General features: G+C 38.7%; 15 protein-coding genes. 5 read left to right on the plus strand and 10 right to left on the minus strand.

The window, feature by feature from the left end:
* Positions 1-6: 6 nt before the first annotated feature.
* Both BLS38_RS01145 and BLS38_RS01150 read right to left on the minus strand, forming a co-directional pair.
* A complete protein-coding gene (locus BLS38_RS01145; protein WP_244518105.1) occupies positions 7-1,980 on the minus strand; it encodes a phytase in 1,974 nt (657 codons plus the stop codon).
* Positions 1,981-2,000: 20 nt separating this feature from the next.
* On the minus strand, positions 2,001-4,490 hold the full coding sequence (locus BLS38_RS01150; RefSeq protein WP_092746494.1) for a TonB-dependent receptor: 2,490 nt from the start codon (positions 4,488-4,490) through the stop codon (positions 2,001-2,003).
* A 383-nt stretch (positions 4,491-4,873) separates the two neighbouring features.
* On the opposite strand from BLS38_RS01150, the gene BLS38_RS01155 reads away from it, so the two are divergent.
* Positions 4,874-5,725 (plus strand): GGDEF domain-containing protein, encoded by an 852-nt coding sequence (locus tag BLS38_RS01155; protein ID WP_171258504.1) that lies wholly within the window; start codon positions 4,874-4,876, stop codon positions 5,723-5,725.
* Positions 5,722-6,723, plus strand: a complete 1,002-nt coding sequence (locus tag BLS38_RS01160; protein WP_092746497.1) for an AraC family transcriptional regulator — start codon at positions 5,722-5,724, stop codon at positions 6,721-6,723. Before BLS38_RS01155 ends, BLS38_RS01160 begins: the two co-directional genes overlap by 4 nt.
* On the opposite strand, the gene BLS38_RS01165 is transcribed toward BLS38_RS01160, so the two are convergent.
* On the minus strand, positions 6,715-7,032 hold the full coding sequence (locus tag BLS38_RS01165; RefSeq protein ID WP_213030487.1) for a hypothetical protein: 318 nt from the start codon (positions 7,030-7,032) through the stop codon (positions 6,715-6,717). The genes BLS38_RS01160 and BLS38_RS01165 overlap by 9 nt on opposite strands.
* A gap of 278 nt (positions 7,033-7,310) precedes the next feature.
* Here BLS38_RS01165 and BLS38_RS01170 point away from each other — a divergent pair, with 278 nt between their 5' ends.
* Positions 7,311-8,027, plus strand: a complete 717-nt coding sequence (locus BLS38_RS01170) for a FadR/GntR family transcriptional regulator (protein ID WP_092746498.1) — start codon at positions 7,311-7,313, stop codon at positions 8,025-8,027.
* Between the two features lie 53 nt (positions 8,028-8,080).
* Positions 8,081-8,791, plus strand: coding sequence for a cache domain-containing protein (locus BLS38_RS01175; protein WP_092746499.1), 711 nt, complete (start codon positions 8,081-8,083; stop codon positions 8,789-8,791).
* A gap of 5 nt (positions 8,792-8,796) precedes the next feature.
* Here the strand turns inward: BLS38_RS01175 and BLS38_RS01180 are convergent, their stop codons facing one another.
* The 3 genes from BLS38_RS01180 to BLS38_RS01190 all read right to left on the minus strand — a co-directional run bounded on the left by BLS38_RS01180 (position 8,797) and on the right by BLS38_RS01190 (position 12,434).
* Positions 8,797-10,251 carry an APC family permease gene (locus tag BLS38_RS01180; RefSeq protein ID WP_092746500.1) on the minus strand — a complete coding sequence of 485 codons (1,455 nt, stop codon included), beginning with the start codon at positions 10,249-10,251 and terminating at the stop codon, positions 8,797-8,799.
* Positions 10,252-10,421: 170 nt separating this feature from the next.
* Entirely contained in the window at positions 10,422-10,886 is a 465-nt protein-coding gene (locus tag BLS38_RS01185; protein ID WP_092746501.1) for an ester cyclase, read from the minus strand.
* A gap of 111 nt (positions 10,887-10,997) precedes the next feature.
* Positions 10,998-12,434: a gamma-aminobutyraldehyde dehydrogenase gene (locus BLS38_RS01190; protein ID WP_092746502.1), complete on the minus strand. Its 1,437-nt coding sequence runs from the start codon at positions 12,432-12,434 to the stop codon at positions 10,998-11,000.
* A gap of 346 nt (positions 12,435-12,780) precedes the next feature.
* On the opposite strand from BLS38_RS01190, the gene BLS38_RS01195 reads away from it, so the two are divergent.
* Complete coding sequence (locus tag BLS38_RS01195) at positions 12,781-13,686, plus strand: EamA family transporter (protein WP_092746503.1); 906 nt, start codon at positions 12,781-12,783, stop codon at positions 13,684-13,686.
* On the opposite strand, the gene BLS38_RS01200 is transcribed toward BLS38_RS01195, so the two are convergent.
* The 4 genes from BLS38_RS01200 to aceE form a co-directional block, all read right to left on the minus strand.
* Complete coding sequence (locus BLS38_RS01200) at positions 13,683-14,495, minus strand: SAM-dependent methyltransferase (protein ID WP_092746504.1); 813 nt, start codon at positions 14,493-14,495, stop codon at positions 13,683-13,685. The genes BLS38_RS01195 and BLS38_RS01200 overlap by 4 nt on opposite strands.
* 1 nt (position 14,496) lies before the next feature.
* Entirely contained in the window at positions 14,497-15,795 is a 1,299-nt protein-coding gene (locus BLS38_RS01205) for an FAD-dependent oxidoreductase (RefSeq protein ID WP_213030488.1), read from the minus strand.
* A 259-nt stretch (positions 15,796-16,054) separates the two neighbouring features.
* Positions 16,055-18,049, minus strand: a complete 1,995-nt coding sequence (locus BLS38_RS01210; RefSeq protein WP_092746505.1) for a 2-oxo acid dehydrogenase subunit E2 — start codon at positions 18,047-18,049, stop codon at positions 16,055-16,057.
* A gap of 3 nt (positions 18,050-18,052) precedes the next feature.
* On the minus strand, positions 18,053-20,767 hold the full coding sequence (gene aceE, locus BLS38_RS01215; protein ID WP_092746506.1) for a pyruvate dehydrogenase (acetyl-transferring), homodimeric type: 2,715 nt from the start codon (positions 20,765-20,767) through the stop codon (positions 18,053-18,055).
* Between the last annotated feature and the right edge of the window lie 65 nt (positions 20,768-20,832).

The raw sequence follows: 20,832 nt of genomic DNA on the forward strand, positions 1-20,832 counted from the left end.
TTATGTCTACTCTGGCAATTTTAATGCCTGAACAATACTTGACCATGGTACATACTTAAAGTTTTGGTTACCTTCAGGCATGCGTTTATGACCATCTTGTGCTACAAACATGCCATTTTGCCATACGCCACCCATGGCAAAATTACTTACTTCTAAACCATCTGTTTCAGAAATAGCATCTATGTTTTTTTCAAGGTTCATCCCCACTTTAAAACGACCACGATATTGGTACGGTACGGTCGCATCAACCACCACATAGCTATCATTACCTTGGCTTGAGAACACCAAATAACTGTGGTTTTTACCTTGGTAAATACCCATACCTTCAATGTCATCTTTCACACCATGCTCACCCACAGCAATCACTTTTTGCAATGCTTCATTGTTTGCTAGTAGGCTCATGCTCCATACCGCATGGTCTTCTTCACCCAAGAAAATACGATCATTGAGGTCATCTACCACACAACCCTCAGGCTGGGTTTTTACAGCAAAGCGCTTAACTTCCGTACCTTGTAATTGTTTGTTTTTGCCCGTGATTTGATATTGTACAAATGTGCCATCTTTATCATTCGGAATAGCAAAAATATCTTTGTCACGGTTTTGGTATAAACAAATACCGTAAATGTCTTTTAAGCTGGTCGCGACTTCACCCAGTACTGACAGCTTACCTGTGCTTTGATCAATGGCAAATACATGCAAGCTGTTTTGATCACGATTGGTGGCTATCGCTACATCTACACGTTCATTTCCCCACATAAAGTTTGGGCGAATATCAACATTATTTAAGCGACCTACAGGTAAATACTGCACCTCTTTACCTTGTAAGTCATAGACTTGTAGGCCACCGAGTTTATCTGTACCCAGTACTCTAGATTGGCTCGGGTTTTTCACATTATGCCAAATGGCTGGGTCATCTGCTGCATCACCTGCATGTGGCACACTTACCGTTTGTACTTCTGGTTGTACCGTCACCACGTCAGTGGTCGCAACTGACGCGGTATTTGGCTCAATATTGGCTTCTTTTTCAGACAAGCTGGCTATTTTTAATTGATGGTTGTCATTCACTAAAAATTTAACTTGATCTTGCTCTGACCAAACCTGTAACTGTTCAGGTTTTTTCATCTCTGGCAAAGACCATGTTTTTAAATACGTCCAAGCTTTACCTTTTTGCTCATATTGGTACATCAGGTGTGCTTTTTCATCTAACATAAAGGCAGTTTTGCCAACTAAAGCCATGCCTGCAGGAGTACCTTGGATCTGACCATGTGGCTGTACTAAGTCAACAATTTGACGTGTAAAAGGTTGCTCGGGGTCGGCAGGATATTGCCATACACCAATGCCTTCTTCATTGATCAGCAGTTTGCTTTTATGCTGATCAACCGCACATGCACTACTCCCCACAGGCAGATTTAACTGACGTACCAATTTAGGCGCAACAACTGTCGTTCCATTTTGGCCAATAATCCACTGCTCACCTTGCCCTTGTTCACCAATAAGAAAAGAAAAGAGGTCTTTACTTTCGTTTTCATATAAACACAGCGTTTCTATTTTAAAGGGAGTTTTCGGCAGTGCAGTCATTTTTGACCATGTGTTTGTTTTAAAGTTAAACGTACTGGTCATCGCTTGCTGAGTTGATAAATCAACCACTTGGACTAAAATCTGTGATGCATCTAAAACACGATACCCCACCGAACCGAATTTCCCCTCTAATTGGGTCAACACTTTATTTTGCTGGTCTAAAATGCGTAAACCTTGGTTTTTACTGCTTTGAATCACAAATGCTTCAGGCCATGCAGCCACAGCAAGATGCTGAACTGCTTCGACTTTAAATGCTTTATCTTCCATCGTCTTAAACTCAAGTACAGTGTGACCACTATGCACTTGGCTGGCAGAAACTACGGCTTCTTTATGCTCAGGAGCTTGACTACATGCACTCAGTATCAGTGCCATACTACTGATTAGTAACGTTGTTTTAAACATATTCTTAACCATCAATTACATTAGAAGTGTGTGAATGTCAGTGCCAATTTATAGGTTGGGCCGTAGGTTTCATACTGTGCATTCATTGACTTTGAACCTGTGTACGCGTAGTACGCCTGATTGGTCACATTCCCCACATCAAACTTCACTTTAAGTTGTTTAGTGATGTTGTAGTAAGTGCTAATATCTACAAAGAACTGCTTGTCATTGTAAATATCTAATGCAGGTTGGCTCACATCTGTAATTTGATACACGTTTGCCGATTTATAATTGGCAGATACTTTCACCCCTGCTCGCTCACCCTCCCAACCCAACAATGCATTACCTACAAAGTTTGACTGACTTGGGAAACGAATATGGCGTGTGGTATAGGTATCTGAAATCGTTGCATCTGAGTGGCTCAGTGTTGTATTTAAGCCCCAAATTAAACCATTCCAGGGTACAGGGAGTTGATCCATTTTTTGTGAATACGCAAGCTCTAAGCCATAAATTTTCGCTTGCTGACCATTTCTATAAGTCGTGGCTGTGTCAAAATCAGCCCATCTGCCTTGACCAGATACATCTGTTTGATAAACAAAATTTTTGATCTTTTTATAAAATACATTGGCAGATAATGTGCCTGCCGTACCAAAATAATGTTCGACACTTAAATCAAAATTATTGGCCGTAAGTGCTTTTAAATCTGGATTACCAAACTCAGCTTCTAAGTCAGTATTACTCACATACATACCCGGTGAAGACTGAGCAAAAGTCGGGCGAACTACAGTGCTTGTATAGGCTGCACGAAGTAAAGTATTTTTATCTAATTCATAACGCAAAGTTAAGTTAGGCAACCAGTTGTTATAGTCTTGTTTGTGTGACGTTGGTGAAACTTTTCCATCAATATAGCCATAACCTTGTGAGGTCTTTTTAGTCCCTTCAAAGCGTAAACCAGCAATTACACGTAGCTTGTCGATATCTACTGTGTTCATGAAATATAAAGCATTGATGTTTTCTTTACTCTTAAAGTCATTCACCGTAGATGCTTCTAAATCTATATTTTTATTTGGATCTAAACCGACTAAATGATTTTTAGCAGCAACTTCATCAATAAATGGGCCAAAACTTGCGAGGCCATAATCAGCATCACCATAAAAGTCACTGGTACCCAGATTATTAAGTTTTTTATACACCCACTCATTTTCATCATTGGTTTTTTGACGATGGCTCACTTTACCACCAAACTTAAACTGTGCCGCATGCTCGGCCAAGCTATAGTCACGTGTAAAATCGAGCTTAATATTTTTCTCAGTGTCTTTGGTCAGTGCTTGCTTTTCTTTAATACTATTTAACGTGAAATTCTTTGGATTATTTAAATCACTTACACTTGAAGTAAATACAGGACGTTTGGTATCTGAGTAACTTAACCCTTTAAATTTCCCAGTATATTCTGCACCAGACAACCCTTGTGGGTCATGTTCTTGAGCTTCACTGTAGCCCAACTGCCCTTCAACCAACCACATGCCCAGTTGTTGCTTACCACCCAGTACGTATGACTGTATATCTTGATCTTCTTCACGTGCTTTGAGTGCACGAGTCACTTTACCTGTACACACTTGATTCACCACACATGGGCTATCAAATTTCACATTACGTGCATAACGGGATTCAGTGTCATTAAAACTGCTATACAACGTTCTTAAATAGTATTGGCCTGAATCAGTACGCCAGTCAAAGTTAAGTCCTGCCCCTAAACGCTCCCGTGCAATATCATAATAACGCATCGAGATTTTATTCAGACCTTGACCTTTCCACTCACCTTCTGTTTCTACATTATCTGAGCCAAATTTACGATTTTGATAACTGAGTGCAGCAGCCACACCAAAATTGTCTTCTCCACCTAAAATACTAAAGCGATTACTGATTGCCCCAGAAAATTTTGGACTATATTTATCACGTAAGCTGTTATAACTGCCTTCAGCTGTGCCTGTATAAAATAGTCCTTTATGATCAAATGCAGACAAACTATTGACTTGAACTGTACCCCCCAAAGAGTTGGCATCTAAATCTGGAGTAAGTGTTTTAACCACGGCTAAAGACTGTACTAGTTCAGCAGGTAGAACATCTAAAGCCACACCACGGCGATTACTTTCCGGTGCAGGCACCAATGTACCATTAATCGTCACTGCATTTAAGTCTGCACTTAAACCACGTACTGTTACAAAACGTCCCTCGCCCTGATCTCGTTCAACAGATACCCCAGGTAAGCGCTGTAATGCTTCTGCTGCATTGTCATCTGGCAATTGCCCAATGCCATCGGCATGTACCACACTGCTAATACTGTCTGAGCTTTGTTGCTCACGTAGTGCTGCATTCATACTGGCAGCTTGTCCTGTCCCTGTGACTTGAATGACACCCAATGACTGTACGTCATTGTCTGCTGCATGTACTGGATTTAAAGCCATGAGTGCCAAGACCAATGTGCTCAATTGAAATGTATTTAAAGTTGTTTGTTGTTTTGATTTATGCATGACGTAATACCCCAAGCGAAATTAAATGTGCTAGGGGCACAATAAGTTGTAATTGTGAATGATCTGTTACAGCTTTTTTTTATCATGCTATTTTTGTATGTTTTAGTCTATTTTTTGTCAGTAAATGAGCTGATTTGACCTCAAAAAATGGATTTAAAATCACTATAAGTGCAACTATAGTGCATTAAATTACATATTTAGTATTAATTTAAAAAAATGAATGAGCTGTTTTGACGAAAAGCTAGCCATCAAAACGTCATATAGATTTGCTTAACTATAAAAAAACAGCCTATTTTTCCAATATGCGTACTCATCTCTCCCGTCCATTAAAATTTACCTATTATCTGTGCTTGCTGTCACTGTTGTGTATATTCGGCCTCATATTGTTTTTAGTCTTTGGTCAAATTAAACACATACCACAGTGGAATTGGGTTGATATTTTAGGTGAAGGGGGATCAACATTATTTATTGGTTTTTGGATTGCATTACTGTTAAAAGGCCGCCCCCAAGGCTATGTCACTAATTATATTTTTTTTGGTTTAAGTTTTATCTTTTTTCACCTTTGGATGGATACCCTAGACGAATTTATTCATTTGCCTAAAAATATTCACTGGAATGCATGGCTTGAATCTGTGCCTTTTCCCATTGGTATTGCACTACTCACCATTGGTTTAATGTATTGGAAACAAGAACAACTGGCAATTTCTAAACAGCTCCTTAAAACTGAACGCGTATTTAGAGATCATCGTTTGTTTGATGCACTGACCCCACTTGCAGATGCCAACTATTTTAAGGTACAGCTCAATACGCTCATACAAAACCTAGAAGAGCATGCACAGCACAGCGTTATTTTAATTGATATGCAACAGTTCGATGCCATTAATAAACAACATGGCTTTGATGAAGGGTCATTGATTTTACAGTATATTTCACAAATTTTAATTTTAAATCTAAGAGCAGATGACTTGGTCTGCAGATTGGCAGGAGACCGTTTTGTAGTACTACTACCGCACACCTCGTGCCAGCAGGCTGAAAAAATAATGCAACAGCTCAAAAAAGTGATCTCTAGCTGTCAGTATTACCCACAACATTCAGCACAAACGATTCCATTATCAATTTATGCCGTATATACCCCCATAAAACATACAAATGCACATTCAGTTTTACAGGATTTAAATCAACAACTTCAACACACCAAACAACATTATGCGACACACCAAATGGTGTCATTATGAATTATGAACATGATCATCTTTTTATACCCGCACATCATCAGCTGTCTTTACTCATCGATTTAGCCAGACAATATCATTTAGACGATCATATTTTACTTCATGGGAGTGGGTTGTTTTTACAAGATATCTTATCTGCCAATAAGAAAATATCTTACATACAATTTATAAAAGTATTAAACAATGCCAAACAGTATTTTCACAGTGATGATATCCGTTTTTTATTCGGTAAGCGATGTTTGACGACGCCATTTAATCATGCCTTAAAGTCTATTTTATATGCACAGAATTTCGAGCAAGCACTACAACGTTGTTTGGAATTTCATGCATTTGTTTGTCCTTGGCTCACACCTAAACTCATCAAAAACAATCATGAAATCATGATTTATTGGTTAAATGTACCACGTAATGATGAAGGCCTTTTTCTTCTTGAAATTAGTATGAGTGCATTTAAGGCTTTATCTAGAGACATTTTAGGAGAAAAAATTGCGTGGCGTTTCGACTTTAATAGTGATGAACCTGAGTATATTGAGCAGTATTGGAGCCATTTGGGAGATCAGTTACATTTCCGACAACCCTTGTCTTGTATGCGTCTGAGCATAAATTATTTACTCAAACCACTACAGCAACACTCTTTTACCTTATCGTCAACATGCTACTTACAGGCACAACATGATATTGAAAAATATCAACTACAACAAAGTTTTTTAGAAGCAGTTTATCGCTATCTAATGCAACATATTAGCCAAGGTGTTTCACTAGACACTACAGCCAGCCACTTTTCAATGAGCAGTGCCACACTTAAACGCAAACTTAAAAAACACAATACTTCGTTTCAAGCACAAGTTGATCAGTGTCGCTTACATACAACCATCATTTTACAGCGCATGCATGGCTTTAATAGTGAGCAAATTGCTCACCATCTGGCCATTCACGACCCCACAAATTTTCGTAGAGCATTCAAACGTTGGTGTGGATTGAATGTACAACAACTAATTTAAACCATAACATTTAGAAGTTGCCACGTTTTGATCACTACTTGAATTTGCTGGATAAACAAAACAAATCAGTGACTTTTTACCGTGCTGTAATGTCAATACAGGGCCTGTATCTTCAATTTGCGTACTTACAATTTTTGCCCCCTGGTTTAAAAACTCAGAAAGTGGTTTTTGTTCTGCTTTCAGTACAGTTGGGTACTCTAACGCATTGCCTGCAACTTTTGCTCCTGTTTGGGGTGGCCAATGTGAGTCTGCATAACTCAAGTGACTTAACGTACTTAAAGTGATTAATATGCCCACTGCTTTTAACATGTGATTTCCTAATAAAGTCACTCATTTTTCTAATATAAATATTTATCAAAAAAACTCGACATAAAGTACAAAAAAATTATAAATATCAACATAATGTAACTTAATAAACAATATTAATTTAAATATTGCTATGACTCGAAATATTTCATTAAATGATATTGTGTGACATTCAATATCAAGAAATTAAGCGATTTATATTTAAAGCTTTATTGGTAAATGCTACTTATTTTAAACACTTTACTCTACAATTTACTTTTATACCTTGACCTCAATACGACATGATTAAACATGCTGTCATTTTTAGTAAGCTCGGGCAAGCAACCCGAGCAGAGCAAGTGGTCGCTAGACTGAGTAATGCGATTGTCACAGGTTTACTAGAAGCCAATGAATGTTTACCCAATGAATCTGAGCTCGCTAAACTCCTTGGCGTCTCACATATTACTGTGAGAGAAGCGCTCAATACACTCAGAAATCAGAATTTAATTTATACGATAAGAGGACGTAATGGAGGGAGTTTTGTCAGTGATATATCCCAACAACAACGTCAATTAAGAGACCCCCTGACCCAACTCAGTAGTGATTATATTGCTGACTTAGGTGAAATCTATGCAGCAATTATGGTACGTAGTATTAAATTAGCAGTACATAGAAGTACACTGAAAGATATTAATAAAATTAAAGACTGTCTAAACATACTAAAGCAGTGCACAACTGCAGAACTGAAAGCACAAGCCGATATTCGACTTTTTTTAACAATTGCCGCTAACTCACAGTCGGCTAGACTTTCTAATACAGTACTAGAATTACAGTCTGAATGGGCTCCTCTTATTGCCATACTATATGTAAACCCAAAGATATATAAAAATATTGTTGAAATGTATGATGAGACTCTAACAGCCTTACAAGACGCTGATGAAAATAAAGCAACACAATCTGTAGACCAAGTCATTATGTATTTAACTGAGCGATTACTTGAAATAAAGAATAATGTATAAAACGGCATAAAAATTGTATCTAAATTGATAAGTCGCTTTATGGAACCAGTATCATGCTAAACACAGTATTGCTTAAAGATATACAAAACACTGTCAACGATGTTACAGCTTGTCTTAATGATGCTGTAAACTCTTTAGCCAATGCATTGACGCTTGTACTCAATGAAGAGCTTCTAAAAAATCATAAATCTTTAAATGTGTTAGAAAAAGCAAACGTTCAGTTGAGACCAATTATTCAAGAAAAATTAAAAGAATATCAATATTGTAGTGGTGCGGGTTTTGCTAGTCATATAGAAGATATGAAAGATCATAGCGACTACTGGTTACTTGAATGGTGGTTTAAAAAGCCACTCAATACAAATAATCAAAAATTAAACCTAGACCAAGCCACGCAGCAACACTTAGATTTTAGAACATTTGACTGGTTTACCGACTCTAAATTCTCCAAAGATACCTATATTCATGGGCCATATGTCGATTATGTTTGTAATACTTCTTATACTCTAACGGCAGCTCATCCTATTTTTATAGATAATACATTTGTAGGTGTTGCCGTAATTGACTTACTGGTTTCAAGACTGGAGGAATTATTAAGTGACTATTTTAGAAAGCTTAAGCATGACCTACTCATTACAAATACAGAAGGTAGAGTCATCTTATCAAATGCCCCTTCATTTCGTGTAGGGAGCTTAATCAAAGATACTTCTAGCTATGAAATGTTAGATCACACTTACTTTCAAATGTTTTATAAATTGAGACAATAATTCGTCTAATTCAGCTGTCTTCGTTTATTTGAAAACTCAATAGCATCATTTTCTGGGGCATCTGATTGACCATATGGTTTTGCGATAAACATGTAGATCATTCCACTACCGATCACGATAGCTAAGCCGACCAAAACAACCCATCGATCCAAAAAGGTTTGCCCAACACTTGGCTGAATAAGTAAATAAATCGCCATAATACCATAGAGCAGCGCCATAATATTGACTGCCATTCCTGCTGACCCAATGCTCCATTCTCCTGCAGGCTTCCACCCTTTTAGGCGCTGTCTAAGTGCAGCTAAAACAACCATTTGAAACGAAACATAAATGCCTGCAACAGCAAAAGCTGTAATTTTGGCTAAATTATCTGGCGAAAAATAGACCCAAACACAAATAATTAATGGCAATAAGCAACTTACGATCATTGCATTATCAGGCACACCCTTTTTCGATAGTTGAGATAGCCAACCACTTTTGGGCAACATATTATCTCTTGAAAACGAAAATACCAATCGACTCAGTGCTGCTTGTAAAGATAAAATACACGACAACATTGCAATAATTGCAATGACAATAAAAATACTTGCGCCTGTTGGACCTAAAGCATCTGTAAGAATGGCAGGTATTGGATCTGCAATTTTTCCTGAAATAATATCTTTTAAATTCGGTGAGGCAAGTAAATATCCTAAAATAGAAACAACCGCAGAAATGGCACCAAATACAATACTCAAAATCATAGCAACAGGAATTTGTTTACTCGGATTTTTCACTTCTTCAGCCACATTACCACAGGCCTCAAAACCAAAAAACATAAATAAGCCTAGCAATGAAGCAGATAAGAAAGCGCTGGTATATGTACCATCTGACCCTAATATGCCCATAGAATCAAAAACAATCGAAAATGGCTGAGCTCGGTGAAAAATAAGCAAATAGATTCCCAAAGCAATAACACTCACAATTTCACACCAAAACCCAATTCGAGCCACACGAGCAAGGTTCTTAGTGCCAGACATATTCATCACCATCACAAGAATGAGTAACACGACTGTAGTGATTAAAGCGTGACTTGCACTATTTGTATAATTTAAAAGCGATGCAACAAAACCTGCACTATATTCTGCAATGGATGTAATTGTAACGACTAATGCCCATAAATAAATCCAAGCAGCCATCCATGCATATTTTTTACCCCATAACCGCCGAGCCCATGGGTATAACCCCCCTGTAATTGGGTACTGTGAAGCAGTTTCACCAAACACTAAAGCAACTAATAACTGACCAAAAGCCACAATGAGAATCCACCAAATAGATGCTGGACCTGCCAACGTAATTGCTAAAGCAAAAAGTGAATATACAGCGGTTAAGGGTGACAAGTAAGTAAACCCTAATGAGAAATTAGAAATTAGTCCTATAGATCTTTCAAACGTTGGGGCAGTGTTTTTTTCTTGGTTATTTGTCATAGCTTATCTCTTTTATATTCAATAAAGTGAGATGGTATTTAGTGTCATTTTAATGAATCATAACAGCGCTCTACACAAAACTTACCCTGACTAAATTTGATAGTTAACTGTAATACAGTTCAATTTTATATGACCTTTAAGTACATGATCTCTAGATTTTTTTGATTACGTTATAAACCAAGCTGCTGATTCAAATTCGCAGCATCATAGTAATCACCTTGGTACGTTATTTTGCCGTGATGAAGGTGTACGAAACTGACACCTTTAAATGAAATATCTTTATTTGTAGGTGCTGTACCTGCCCATACTCCAGTATTTTTACCACTAAACTCCCACTCAAAAGCAATACTATCTTGACCAACAATCGGTTGGCCTATCATTTTCCATTTTAAATTTGGTACAGCATCCATAAATACTTTGATCACATGATCTCTTGCATTTAATTGCCCCACTTCAGATTTTCCAACTGTGACATCATAATATTGAACATCTTTAGAGAAATAAGTAGCAGCTTTTTCTGCATTGTGTGCATTCCATGCCGACATATAGTCTTTAATTACATCTTGCGGTGATGTCATCTCGGCATTTGCTAAACAACTCATGAATAAAACAGGTAACATGGCAAATATTTTCATATTTTATCTCGCATAAATTTATTATTGCTTCGCTATATAACAAACACTATTTACTTATAATTACTGTCACTTCATATAACGTAAAAGGTAGAATCACGCTATACATCAATTTTAGGTTTCATAAGCGCTCATCACATGCTTAATACGCATGTACTCTTCTAGGCCATAAGACGATAAATCTTTGCCATAACCTGATTTTTTAAAACCACCATGTGGCATTTCTGCCACTAAAGGAATATGTGCATTAATCCAAACCGTACCAAAATCTAAATCACGGCTAAAACGTAATGCTCTTGAATGATTCTGGGTCCATACGCTAGAGGCAAGACCATACTCAACATCATTTGCTTTCTCTAATGCTTCATCGTCTGTTTGAAAAGACTGTATGGTGATAATTGGACCAAAAATTTCTGTTTGAATCATTTCATCTTGTTGCTGTAACCCTGTCACAATGGTCGGCTCAAAATAAAATCCGGCCGATTCAATTGGGTTTCCACCTAACACAATGTTGGCATGTGAAGGCAATCGCTGTAAGAATCCTTGTACTTGATTAAGCTGATTTTTATTATTTAATGCACCATATAACGCGTGCGTATCATCTGGTGTACCACATTTAATATTTTTCTTTGTGTAATCAATTAAACCGTCTGTAAACTCATCATAAATAGAGGATTCAACTAAAATACGTGCAGCCGCTGTACAGTCTTGGCCCGCATTAAAAAATGCTGCTGTTGCAATACTTTCAATGGCTTTACTTATATTTGTATCAGCAAATACAACAACTGGCGCTTTTCCGCCAAGTTCTAGATGTGCTTTAGCAAGATTAGAAGCAGCAGATGCTGCAACTTGTAATCCTGCTCTGACAGAACCTGTAATTGACACTAAAGCCGGTGTTAAATGTGAAACAACTCTTGAGCCAGCCTCCGCTTTTCCCAAAACAACATTAAATGTGCCTTGTGGGAAAAAAGGCGCTGCTATCTCGGCTAAAATCAAACTACTTGTGGGCGTTGTATCACTGGGTTTTAAAACAACGGTATTACCTGCGGCCAATGCTGGAGCAATTTTCCAAACCGCCATCATGAATGGGTAATTCCACGGTGCCACTTGGCCAACCACCCCTAAAGGTTCTCTACGAATACTGGATGAAAAGCCCTCTAAATATTCTCCAGTCGATTTACCCTCTAAACAACGGGCAGCGCCTGCAAAAAAACGAATGTGATCAGCTGATGCTTTCACTTCCTCTTGAGCAATCATGTGCTTTAGCTGACCAGTTTCTATACTCTGCGCATTAACCAATCGCTCAAGGTTATCTTCTATAGCATTTGCAAGGTCAAGCAATGCTTTTTGCCTAACCGCTGGTGTTGTTTTACCCCATGTTTTAGATGCTTTTTTTGCAGAAATGTATGCAATATCTACATCTTCTTGGGTTGCATTTGGTGATATTGCATGTACCTTTCCGGTAACTGGACTAATGAGTTCGAATAAATCTCCTCCATCTGTTTTTCTATATTTTCCATCAATAAAGTGTTCTAAAGTGTGTATGGTCATTTTTATCGCTCATTTAAAACATATAACATATTATGTATTATGTATTTCTTTTACTGTCAATATTTATTTTTAAAATCTAAAAGTCATATGAGACCATTTTTAAACAAGTTGTTAGAATTTATTGTTATTTATCAAAGATAATGTAGATATATTCTATATGACTACAAAGAGTTAATCGTTTTAAAAATTTGGGAAGACATTCGAGTCTATTCCCTTCTTATATTCAAATTGAGTGAGATAACAAGAAATACAGCAACCAAAGAAATCTACTAAATAATAAGTAAGGCTTATATTGTATACAGTTGCTTAGCCATGTTATAAACACAAAAACAAAAAGGTATTCCTCATGACCATTAAAGACTTCTTACTTGCATGTATTGTCATTTTGGCATGGGGTGTCAATTTTGTAGTAATTAAATTTGGCGTTCAAGATATCCCACCATTCCTATTGGGCTGTTTACGTTTTGTTTTTGTGGTCTTTCCTGCCATATTTTTTATTAAACGCCCACCTGTACCACTGCGACTTATTTTAGGTTATGGTTTGGCCATTAGTTTTGGTCAGTTCAGCTTACTATTTTTTGCCATGCACTTAGGTATGCCAACAGGGATTGCTTCTTTAGCCTTACAAGCACAAGTCTTTTTTACACTCTTATTAGGCGTATTATTTTTAAAAGAAAATATGAAAATACAACACATTATAGGCATGCTTGTTGCCAGTGTTGGACTAGTTATTTTGGCCGTCAGTAAAGCAGGTATGAATAGCCATGTGCCTCTCATTCCATTTTTATTTATTTTAGCCGCAGCATTGTCTTGGGCAATTGGTAATATTTGTAATAAAGTAATTTTAAAACATGCCAATGTGAATGCACTGTCTTTAGTCGTTTGGGCAGGTCTTGTACCGATTATTCCATTTTTCCTCTGCTCTGTATGGCTTGATGGTATGGATAAAATCAGCAATAGCCTTATACACATACAAGCCAAAGATATTTTTGTGGTGTTTTACCTCTCTATTGTTTGTTCATTGATTGGTTATGGTTTGTGGGGCTACTTGCTTAATAAATATGAAACATGGCGAGTTGCACCACTTACACTCCTTATTCCTGTTGTTGGCTTAATTACAGGTTTTCTTGTATTAGGTGAGCGTTTATCTTACGCACAATATATCGGCGTATTCGTCATTGGTGTAGGGCTTTGTATTAATATGTTTGGTCAACGATTATTTGCTCGGTTCAGAAGAAAACAAACGAGCTAATCTTTAGATACTGTCACTTGTACATAATCAATTAAACCATCTTGGTATAGTTTTTGACATAGTTTTGCCGTCATTTTAATTTTTAGCCCAGACAGTCCTTTAAGTTTTTCTGCAGGTAAATGTTCAACGTAATGAGCAAATCCTGCAAATACATCTTGGCTAAGTACTTGTATATTTAAGTCATTATAGCCTTGGGATTGAACCATGCATTGAAGTGTTGTTGCTGTTTCGATGTGTTTAAACTGAACATTGGCTACTTTCAATAAGTACTGGTATGTCTTTTTTTGTAGCCATGTTTGCTGTTGCCAACGTTCATTCAGGAGTAAATGGTGAAAACCAACTCTCGTGTTTGGCTTTACTACATGTGCAATCGCTTTAAAAAAGTCACTCAATCCACTGTGATATAAAGCATCTATACAGACAATCACATCATATTTCTGTTTTAAACAATCAAGTGACAAAAATGAACTGTGATAAACCTGTATATCTTGGCACCTATTTTGAATATTTCTTACACAATCTGCTTGTAATTCCACAGCAGTAATCTGCTGTACTGAATAATACCGTTGCCAAAAAAATAGACTTGCGCCTTGTCCGCAACCTAAGTCTAACAAGTGATCGGTTTTACATACTTGCAGTTGATTGGCTAAATTGATTGCCAACTGCTCACAGGCTTGGACATAACTTTGGTTTTTTGAGTGCCATAAACCTAAGTTTGTCCATGCACAGGTTTCAGTATCCCCCAATTGGCTGGCATCTATCGCATATTTATGCGCCAATGCCCAGCGAAATTGAGGTAATTTATGCACCTTAGTACCCTAACTCTGGTGCCACTGTCACTTTAGGTTTCAACCCTACAAATGGAAGTGGTGCACCTAGGTTTTTTGCAATTTGCATGGCAGATGTCACGGCAGATTCTAAAATAGGTAAGCCATCACATGACCATGAACCACAAAAATATACCTTACGGTCAGTTGCCTTTTGACGGCGTTGCAGTTCAGAGTTCAGTTCAATCGTTTGTGAGTTCACCACTGCACGACTGAGTTTTACAGTCGAAACAATTTTTTTCTGGTCAATCGGCATCACAGGTCGCCATGTCTGAAATACAGCCTCTTTACCCACCAACGTTGGCTCAATGGCATTCATCCATACTGTAAACTGTTGTTTAGTAAATGGACGATCCATCATATAACTGAGTACAGACCAGTCTTTACGGCGTGGTGGCATAACTGTAGCATCTGTATGTATAACCAAATCACCTTCTTCAAACTTAAACTGTTTGAGTAAGGCCAAATCATCGGCGAATTGTTCTAAGTTTAAAAACTCTTCTAACTTATTGGTTGGCGTCGCTACAATTGTACGGTCGAATTGTCGTTTAATGCCTGCTGCATTTTCAACATAAACCTTCTCACCCTGAAGCTCTACTTTCGTGACAGCCGAACCGCTTTCAATATTTATGCCATCAATTAGTTTACTTACAAATGCAGGCGCACCGCCTTGTAAACGCAGTAACTGATCGCCATTGGTTAATTGTTGTAAAAAAACCAATAACGGTTTGGCAGGCCACTCACCAATCGTTTGAGGGTTACAGGTACAAATGGTATACAACACAGGCATGATCGCCCCATGCCAAAATACTTCTTCAATCTCATTTTTATTAATAAACTCAGATAAAGTAATATCTTGACGCTTCGATTTAAAAAAGCGGTAAATCGCACTTTTTAATTGCAACATGCCTTTCACTAAACGCACGCCGTACTGCTGTAAGCCTTTACGATTATTAATAATTGGAAAATTACCAATCGGTGCTCTAGAAGTCGTCAACCATGTTTCAATTTTATCTTCAAATAACCAACTACACGACATATATGTACGTACAGGAAAAGTATCTATGCCTAAGTGTGTGGCTAAACTTAATGTGTTTTTCCAAAGATAGGGGTTCATTACACGTAGTGGTACATCAATCATTCCACCATCAAAAGCAATACTGTGGCTGTCGATTCCTCGGCCAGGTAGTGCTTCAAATACAGTAATATTATGCCCGGCATCTTTTAAAATTCGTGCAGTAGCTAGTCCCGCCATGCCACTTCCAATGACTGCTATATCCACGTAGGTATCCATTAAAGAGTTTTTTTTATTATGCGTGATATGAAACAGAAAGACTTTATTAAAAAATACCATTCTGAATGGGTTATGTGTGTTTTTTTTTAACAAGCTGTACATTTATTCAATATCAGCTCACCAATGAAATTAAATCTAGAAAAACTATACGTATTAAAGACGTCATCTACAGCACTATTTAAAATCGCCTGTATCATAAAAAAAGACCCCGATGAACAGAGTCTTTCTATGATGATTAAATTACAGTTTAAAGCAATAAAGAACGAATATCTGAAAGCAGTTTCGTTAATTTATTGGTAAAACGTGCAGCATCTGCACCGTTAATGACACGGTGGTCATAAGACAGTGACAATGGCAACATTAAGCGTGGTTCAAAGTCTTTACCATTCCATACAGGTTGCATGGTCGCAGGTGAGATACCCAAAATTGCAACTTGTGGCCAGTTCACCAATGGCGTAAATGCTGTACCACCAATACTACCTAGACTGGTAATCGTAAAGTTTGCACCTTGTAAGTCTTTCGGAGAAAGTTTTTTCTCACGTGCTTTTTTACTCAGCTCACCCAATTCAATTGCAATATCTTTAATTGATTTCTGATCTGGATTACGTAGCACAGGTACAGTTAAGCCATCTGGAGTTGCCACTGCAATGCCCATATGAATTTCTTTACGCAGCAGCACAGACTTTTCATCATCAGCTAAATGGGCTGCAAAATATGGCTCTTCTTTTAACAAGTGTGCCAATGCTTTAGCAATAAATGCCAAAATAGTTAAACTCACCCCTTGTTGTTTAAAGCCACCTTTTAGCTCGCCACGCCACGCTTCTAGCTCAGTAATATCCGCTTGGTCAAACTGAGTTACTTGTGGAATAAAGTTATTTAAGCACAACTGCGGTATAGACACTTGTTGCAAACGTGTGAGCGGTTTTTCTTCAACACCACCATGCGCTGTAAAGTCAGGTAATTTTGGTAATCCTGACTTGACTGCAGGGGCTGCTTTTTCAACCACTTTAGGTGCTTCAGTCAAACGCCCTTTCACATAAGCAAAAACATCATCTTTCATGATTCGCTCATGCGGTCCCGATGATTTCACTTCTGCCAAGAGCACACCAAGCTCACGTGCTAATTTACGTACTGCTGGGCCGGCATAGACTTTTGCATTTTCTGCTTGCTGTGCTTTGCTCAGCTTTTCTGTATGCGTAGATTCAGAAGCTGGGGTCGATTTTTCAGCTGGCTTTGGTGTAGCAGGTGATTTTTCAGATTGAGCTGCAGGTGCTTGTTCAGTTTCTTTTTGAGGCGCTTCATTCTGCTTTTGGCCTTCTGCTTCTACCGTAGCAATTTTAATGCCTTGGCGAACATCTTGCCCAACTTCAATATGAATGGCCTTAATCACACCAGATGCAGAGCTTGGTACTTCAACGGTCGCTTTGTCTGACTCGACGACTAAGATACTGTCATCTTTTTCAATGCTATCGCCAACTTTAACTAAAATTTCAGAAACGGCTGCTTTATCCACACCCAAATCAGGCACAATAATCTCTATTTCACCTGCCGGTTGTTTATTTTGTGCAGGTTGAGTATCCGCATCCGCTTGCTGGTTTGAATGAGATGCTTGCGGAGCAGGTATTTTATTGACTTGAACAGGCGGAGCTTCAGGTGCTTCACCACCGACCGTTTTGACTGTAATTAAAAGCACACCCTCTTGAATGGTATCGCCTTCTTTTACAGCAATACTTTCAACTGTTCCCGCTTCGGTACTTGGTACTTCCACAGTCGCTTTATCTGACTCAACAACAACAATACTGTCATCTTTTTCAATACTGTCGCCAACTTTGACCAGTATTTCACCAACAGATGCTTTTTCAACACCAATGTCAGGGACTTTCACTTCAACCACTTTAGATGTACTACTTGAAGCAGGCTTCGCCTTTTCTTGCAATACAGTTGTGGTTTTACTTGGCTCAGGTGCAGGCGCAGGTTTCTCTTCCACAGCTTCAGCTTTCGGTTTTTCCTGATTTTCGCCACTTTCTAGCTCAATCAGAGGTGTACCTTGAGCAATCTCATCACCCTCTTTGACCAAAATCTTAGCCACAACACCTGCCGAAGTGCTTGGCACTTCAACAGATGCTTTGTCAGACTCGACCACAACAAGGCTATCATTTTCAGCAACTTGATCGCCAACTTTAACCAAAATCTCTGCAACTGTGGCGTGATCTACACCAATATCAGGTGTTTTGATTTCCATTGTTTAGTTCTCCTCACCTGATTGCTCTTCATATGCAGCAACCGCTTGTACTTCAGGGTGTGCTTGTGGAGCCCATGCAACAGGACGGTCTGTATCTAGTTCAAAAGAAGAAATCGCATCTTTGACTAAACGGTTATCCACTTCGCCTTCATCTGCCAGTTTTTTCAACGTTGCAACGACAATGTGAGCTGCATCTACACCAAAGTAGCTACGTAAATTTGCACGTGTATCTGAACGACCAAAACCATCTGTACCTAGTGTCACATAAGGACGATTGTCTGGTAAGTAAGCACGAATCTGTTCGCTATATGCGCGCATATGATCCGTTGCAGATAACACAATACCATTTGTTGCACGTAGTTTTTGTGAAACCCAAGATTCTTTTGTTTCGTCAGTCGTTGGATGTAAGCGGTTATATTCGTCACACACCATACCATCACGCGCTAGCTCGTTAAAGCTAGTGACACTCCAGACATTGGCATGAATTTGATATTCTTCACGTAAAATTTTTGCAGCTTTTATCACTTCACGTAAAATCACACCTGAACCTAGAAGCTGAACAGTCGCCTTTTCATCTTCTTGTAACAGATACATACCACGTTTAATACCTTCTTCAGCACCTTGTGGCATTTCTGGGTGTTCGTAATTTTCATTCATTACTGTTAAGTAATAGAAAACACGCTCTTGTTCTGCATACATGCGCTTTAAGCCGTCATGCATGATCACAGCCAATTCGTAACCAAAACAAGGGTCATACGCCACACAGTTTGGAATGGTGCTGGCTAAAAGATGTGAGTGACCATCTTGGTGCTGTAAGCCTTCACCATTAAGCGTTGTACGGCCTGCAGTTGCACCAAATAAGAAGCCTTGTGCTTGTGCATCGCCTGCTGCCCATGCAATATCACCAATACGTTGGAAACCAAACATAGAGTAATACATATACATTGGAATCATTGGCAAGTTATTGGTTGAATAACTGGTTGCTAATGCTGCCCATGCACTCATTGCACCCGCTTCGTTAATCCCTTCTTGGAGCATGTGACCATCTTTTGCTTCACGATAATTCATGAGCTGTTCTTGGTCTTCTGGAATATAGTGCTGTCCATGAGCGGCATAAATACCGAGCTGACGGAACATACCTTCTAAACCAAAGGTACGCGCTTCATCCGGTACAATCGGTACAACATGGTTTTTCAGTGCTTTTTCTTTAAGCAATGCAGAAATTAAACGAACAGATACCATTGTAGTTGACTGTTCTTTACCACCACTACCTTTAAGTACTGCATCAAATACTGAAAGCTCAGGAATAGGCAGCGCAACGCTGTCTTTACGGCGCGCAGGTAAATATCCACCCAATGATTCACGGTGTGCTTTTAGATATTTCATCTCAGGTGAATTTTCACTTGGACGATAGAACGGCAACTCTTCAAGCTGTTCGTCGTTAAACGGTAGGTTAAAGCGATTACGGAAGTATTTTAGTGATTCTAACTGCATTTTTTTGATTTGATGCGTTTTATTAACCGCTTCAATTTCATCAGATAGACCATAACCTTTGACTGTTTTGGCTAAAATCACCGTTGGTTGACCATTACTTTTTGATGCAGCGGTGTACGCAGCATGTACTTTGTATGGGTCATGACCACCACGATTTAATGCGTCAATATCATCATCGCTTAAGTTTTTAACCAACTCAGCCGCTTCAGGATATTTACCAAAGAAGTGTTCACGGGTGTATGCACCGCCTTTCACTTGGTAACGTTGATAATCACCATCTACCGCTTCTTCCATACATGCTTTGAGTGCACCAGAGGTGTCTTTGTCTAGTAACGTATCCCACTGACGACCCCAAACCACTTTAATCACACGCCAGCCTGCACCACGGAAAATAGATTCAAGCTCTTGGATAATTTTACCATTACCACGTACGGGGCCATCTAAGCGTTGTAAGTTACAGTTGACCACCCAAATGAGGTTATCTAACTTTTCACGACCTGCTAGAGAAATCGCACCTAAGCTTTCTGGCTCATCCATTTCACCATCGCCAAGGTATGCCCAGACTTTACGGTCTTCTTCTTTAATCAATCCACGGTTCATTAAATACTTTTGAATATGTGCTTGATAAATTGACATGATTGGCCCAAGCCCCATAGATACCGTTGGGAACTGCCAATAGTCAGGCATAAGGTATGGGTGAGGATAACTTGGTAAACCATTTCCATTTACTTCACGGCGGAAATTACCCAACTGCTCTTCAGTCAAACGCCCTTCTAAAAATGAGCGTGCATAAATACCCGGTGCACAGTGTCCTTGGTAGTAGATCATATCTCCACCAAAGTTTTCGCTATTTGCACGGAAAAAGTGGTTAAAACCGACATCGTACAGTGTTGCAGATGATGCAAAGCTGGCTAAGTGACCACCTAAATCATCACCTGTTTTGTTGGCACGAAGTACCATGGCCAACGCATTCCATCGAATAAGTGCGCGGATACGGCGTTCCATATCTCGGTCGCCAGGCATGGTCGTTTGTTCTTCTACAGGAATTGTATTCACATATGGCGTGTTGAGTCGCTGAATAGGAACATGTTTTGCAATCGCTTGTTGGTATAACTTTTCTAATAAGAATGCAGCACGATCTGTTCCCATGTGTTTTAAAACAGAGTCAAAGGCATCTTGCCATTCTTGGGTTTCTTGTGCGTCGGTATCACCATAGTACGCCATATTTCACCTTTCCTTAATCGTTAATCGTTAGCCACATCTATTTTTACCATGTTTTTATAGCGGCA

Origin of the sequence: Acinetobacter boissieri (genome assembly GCF_900096955.1) — a bacterium.
Lineage (GTDB): Bacteria > Pseudomonadota > Gammaproteobacteria > Pseudomonadales > Moraxellaceae > Acinetobacter > Acinetobacter boissieri.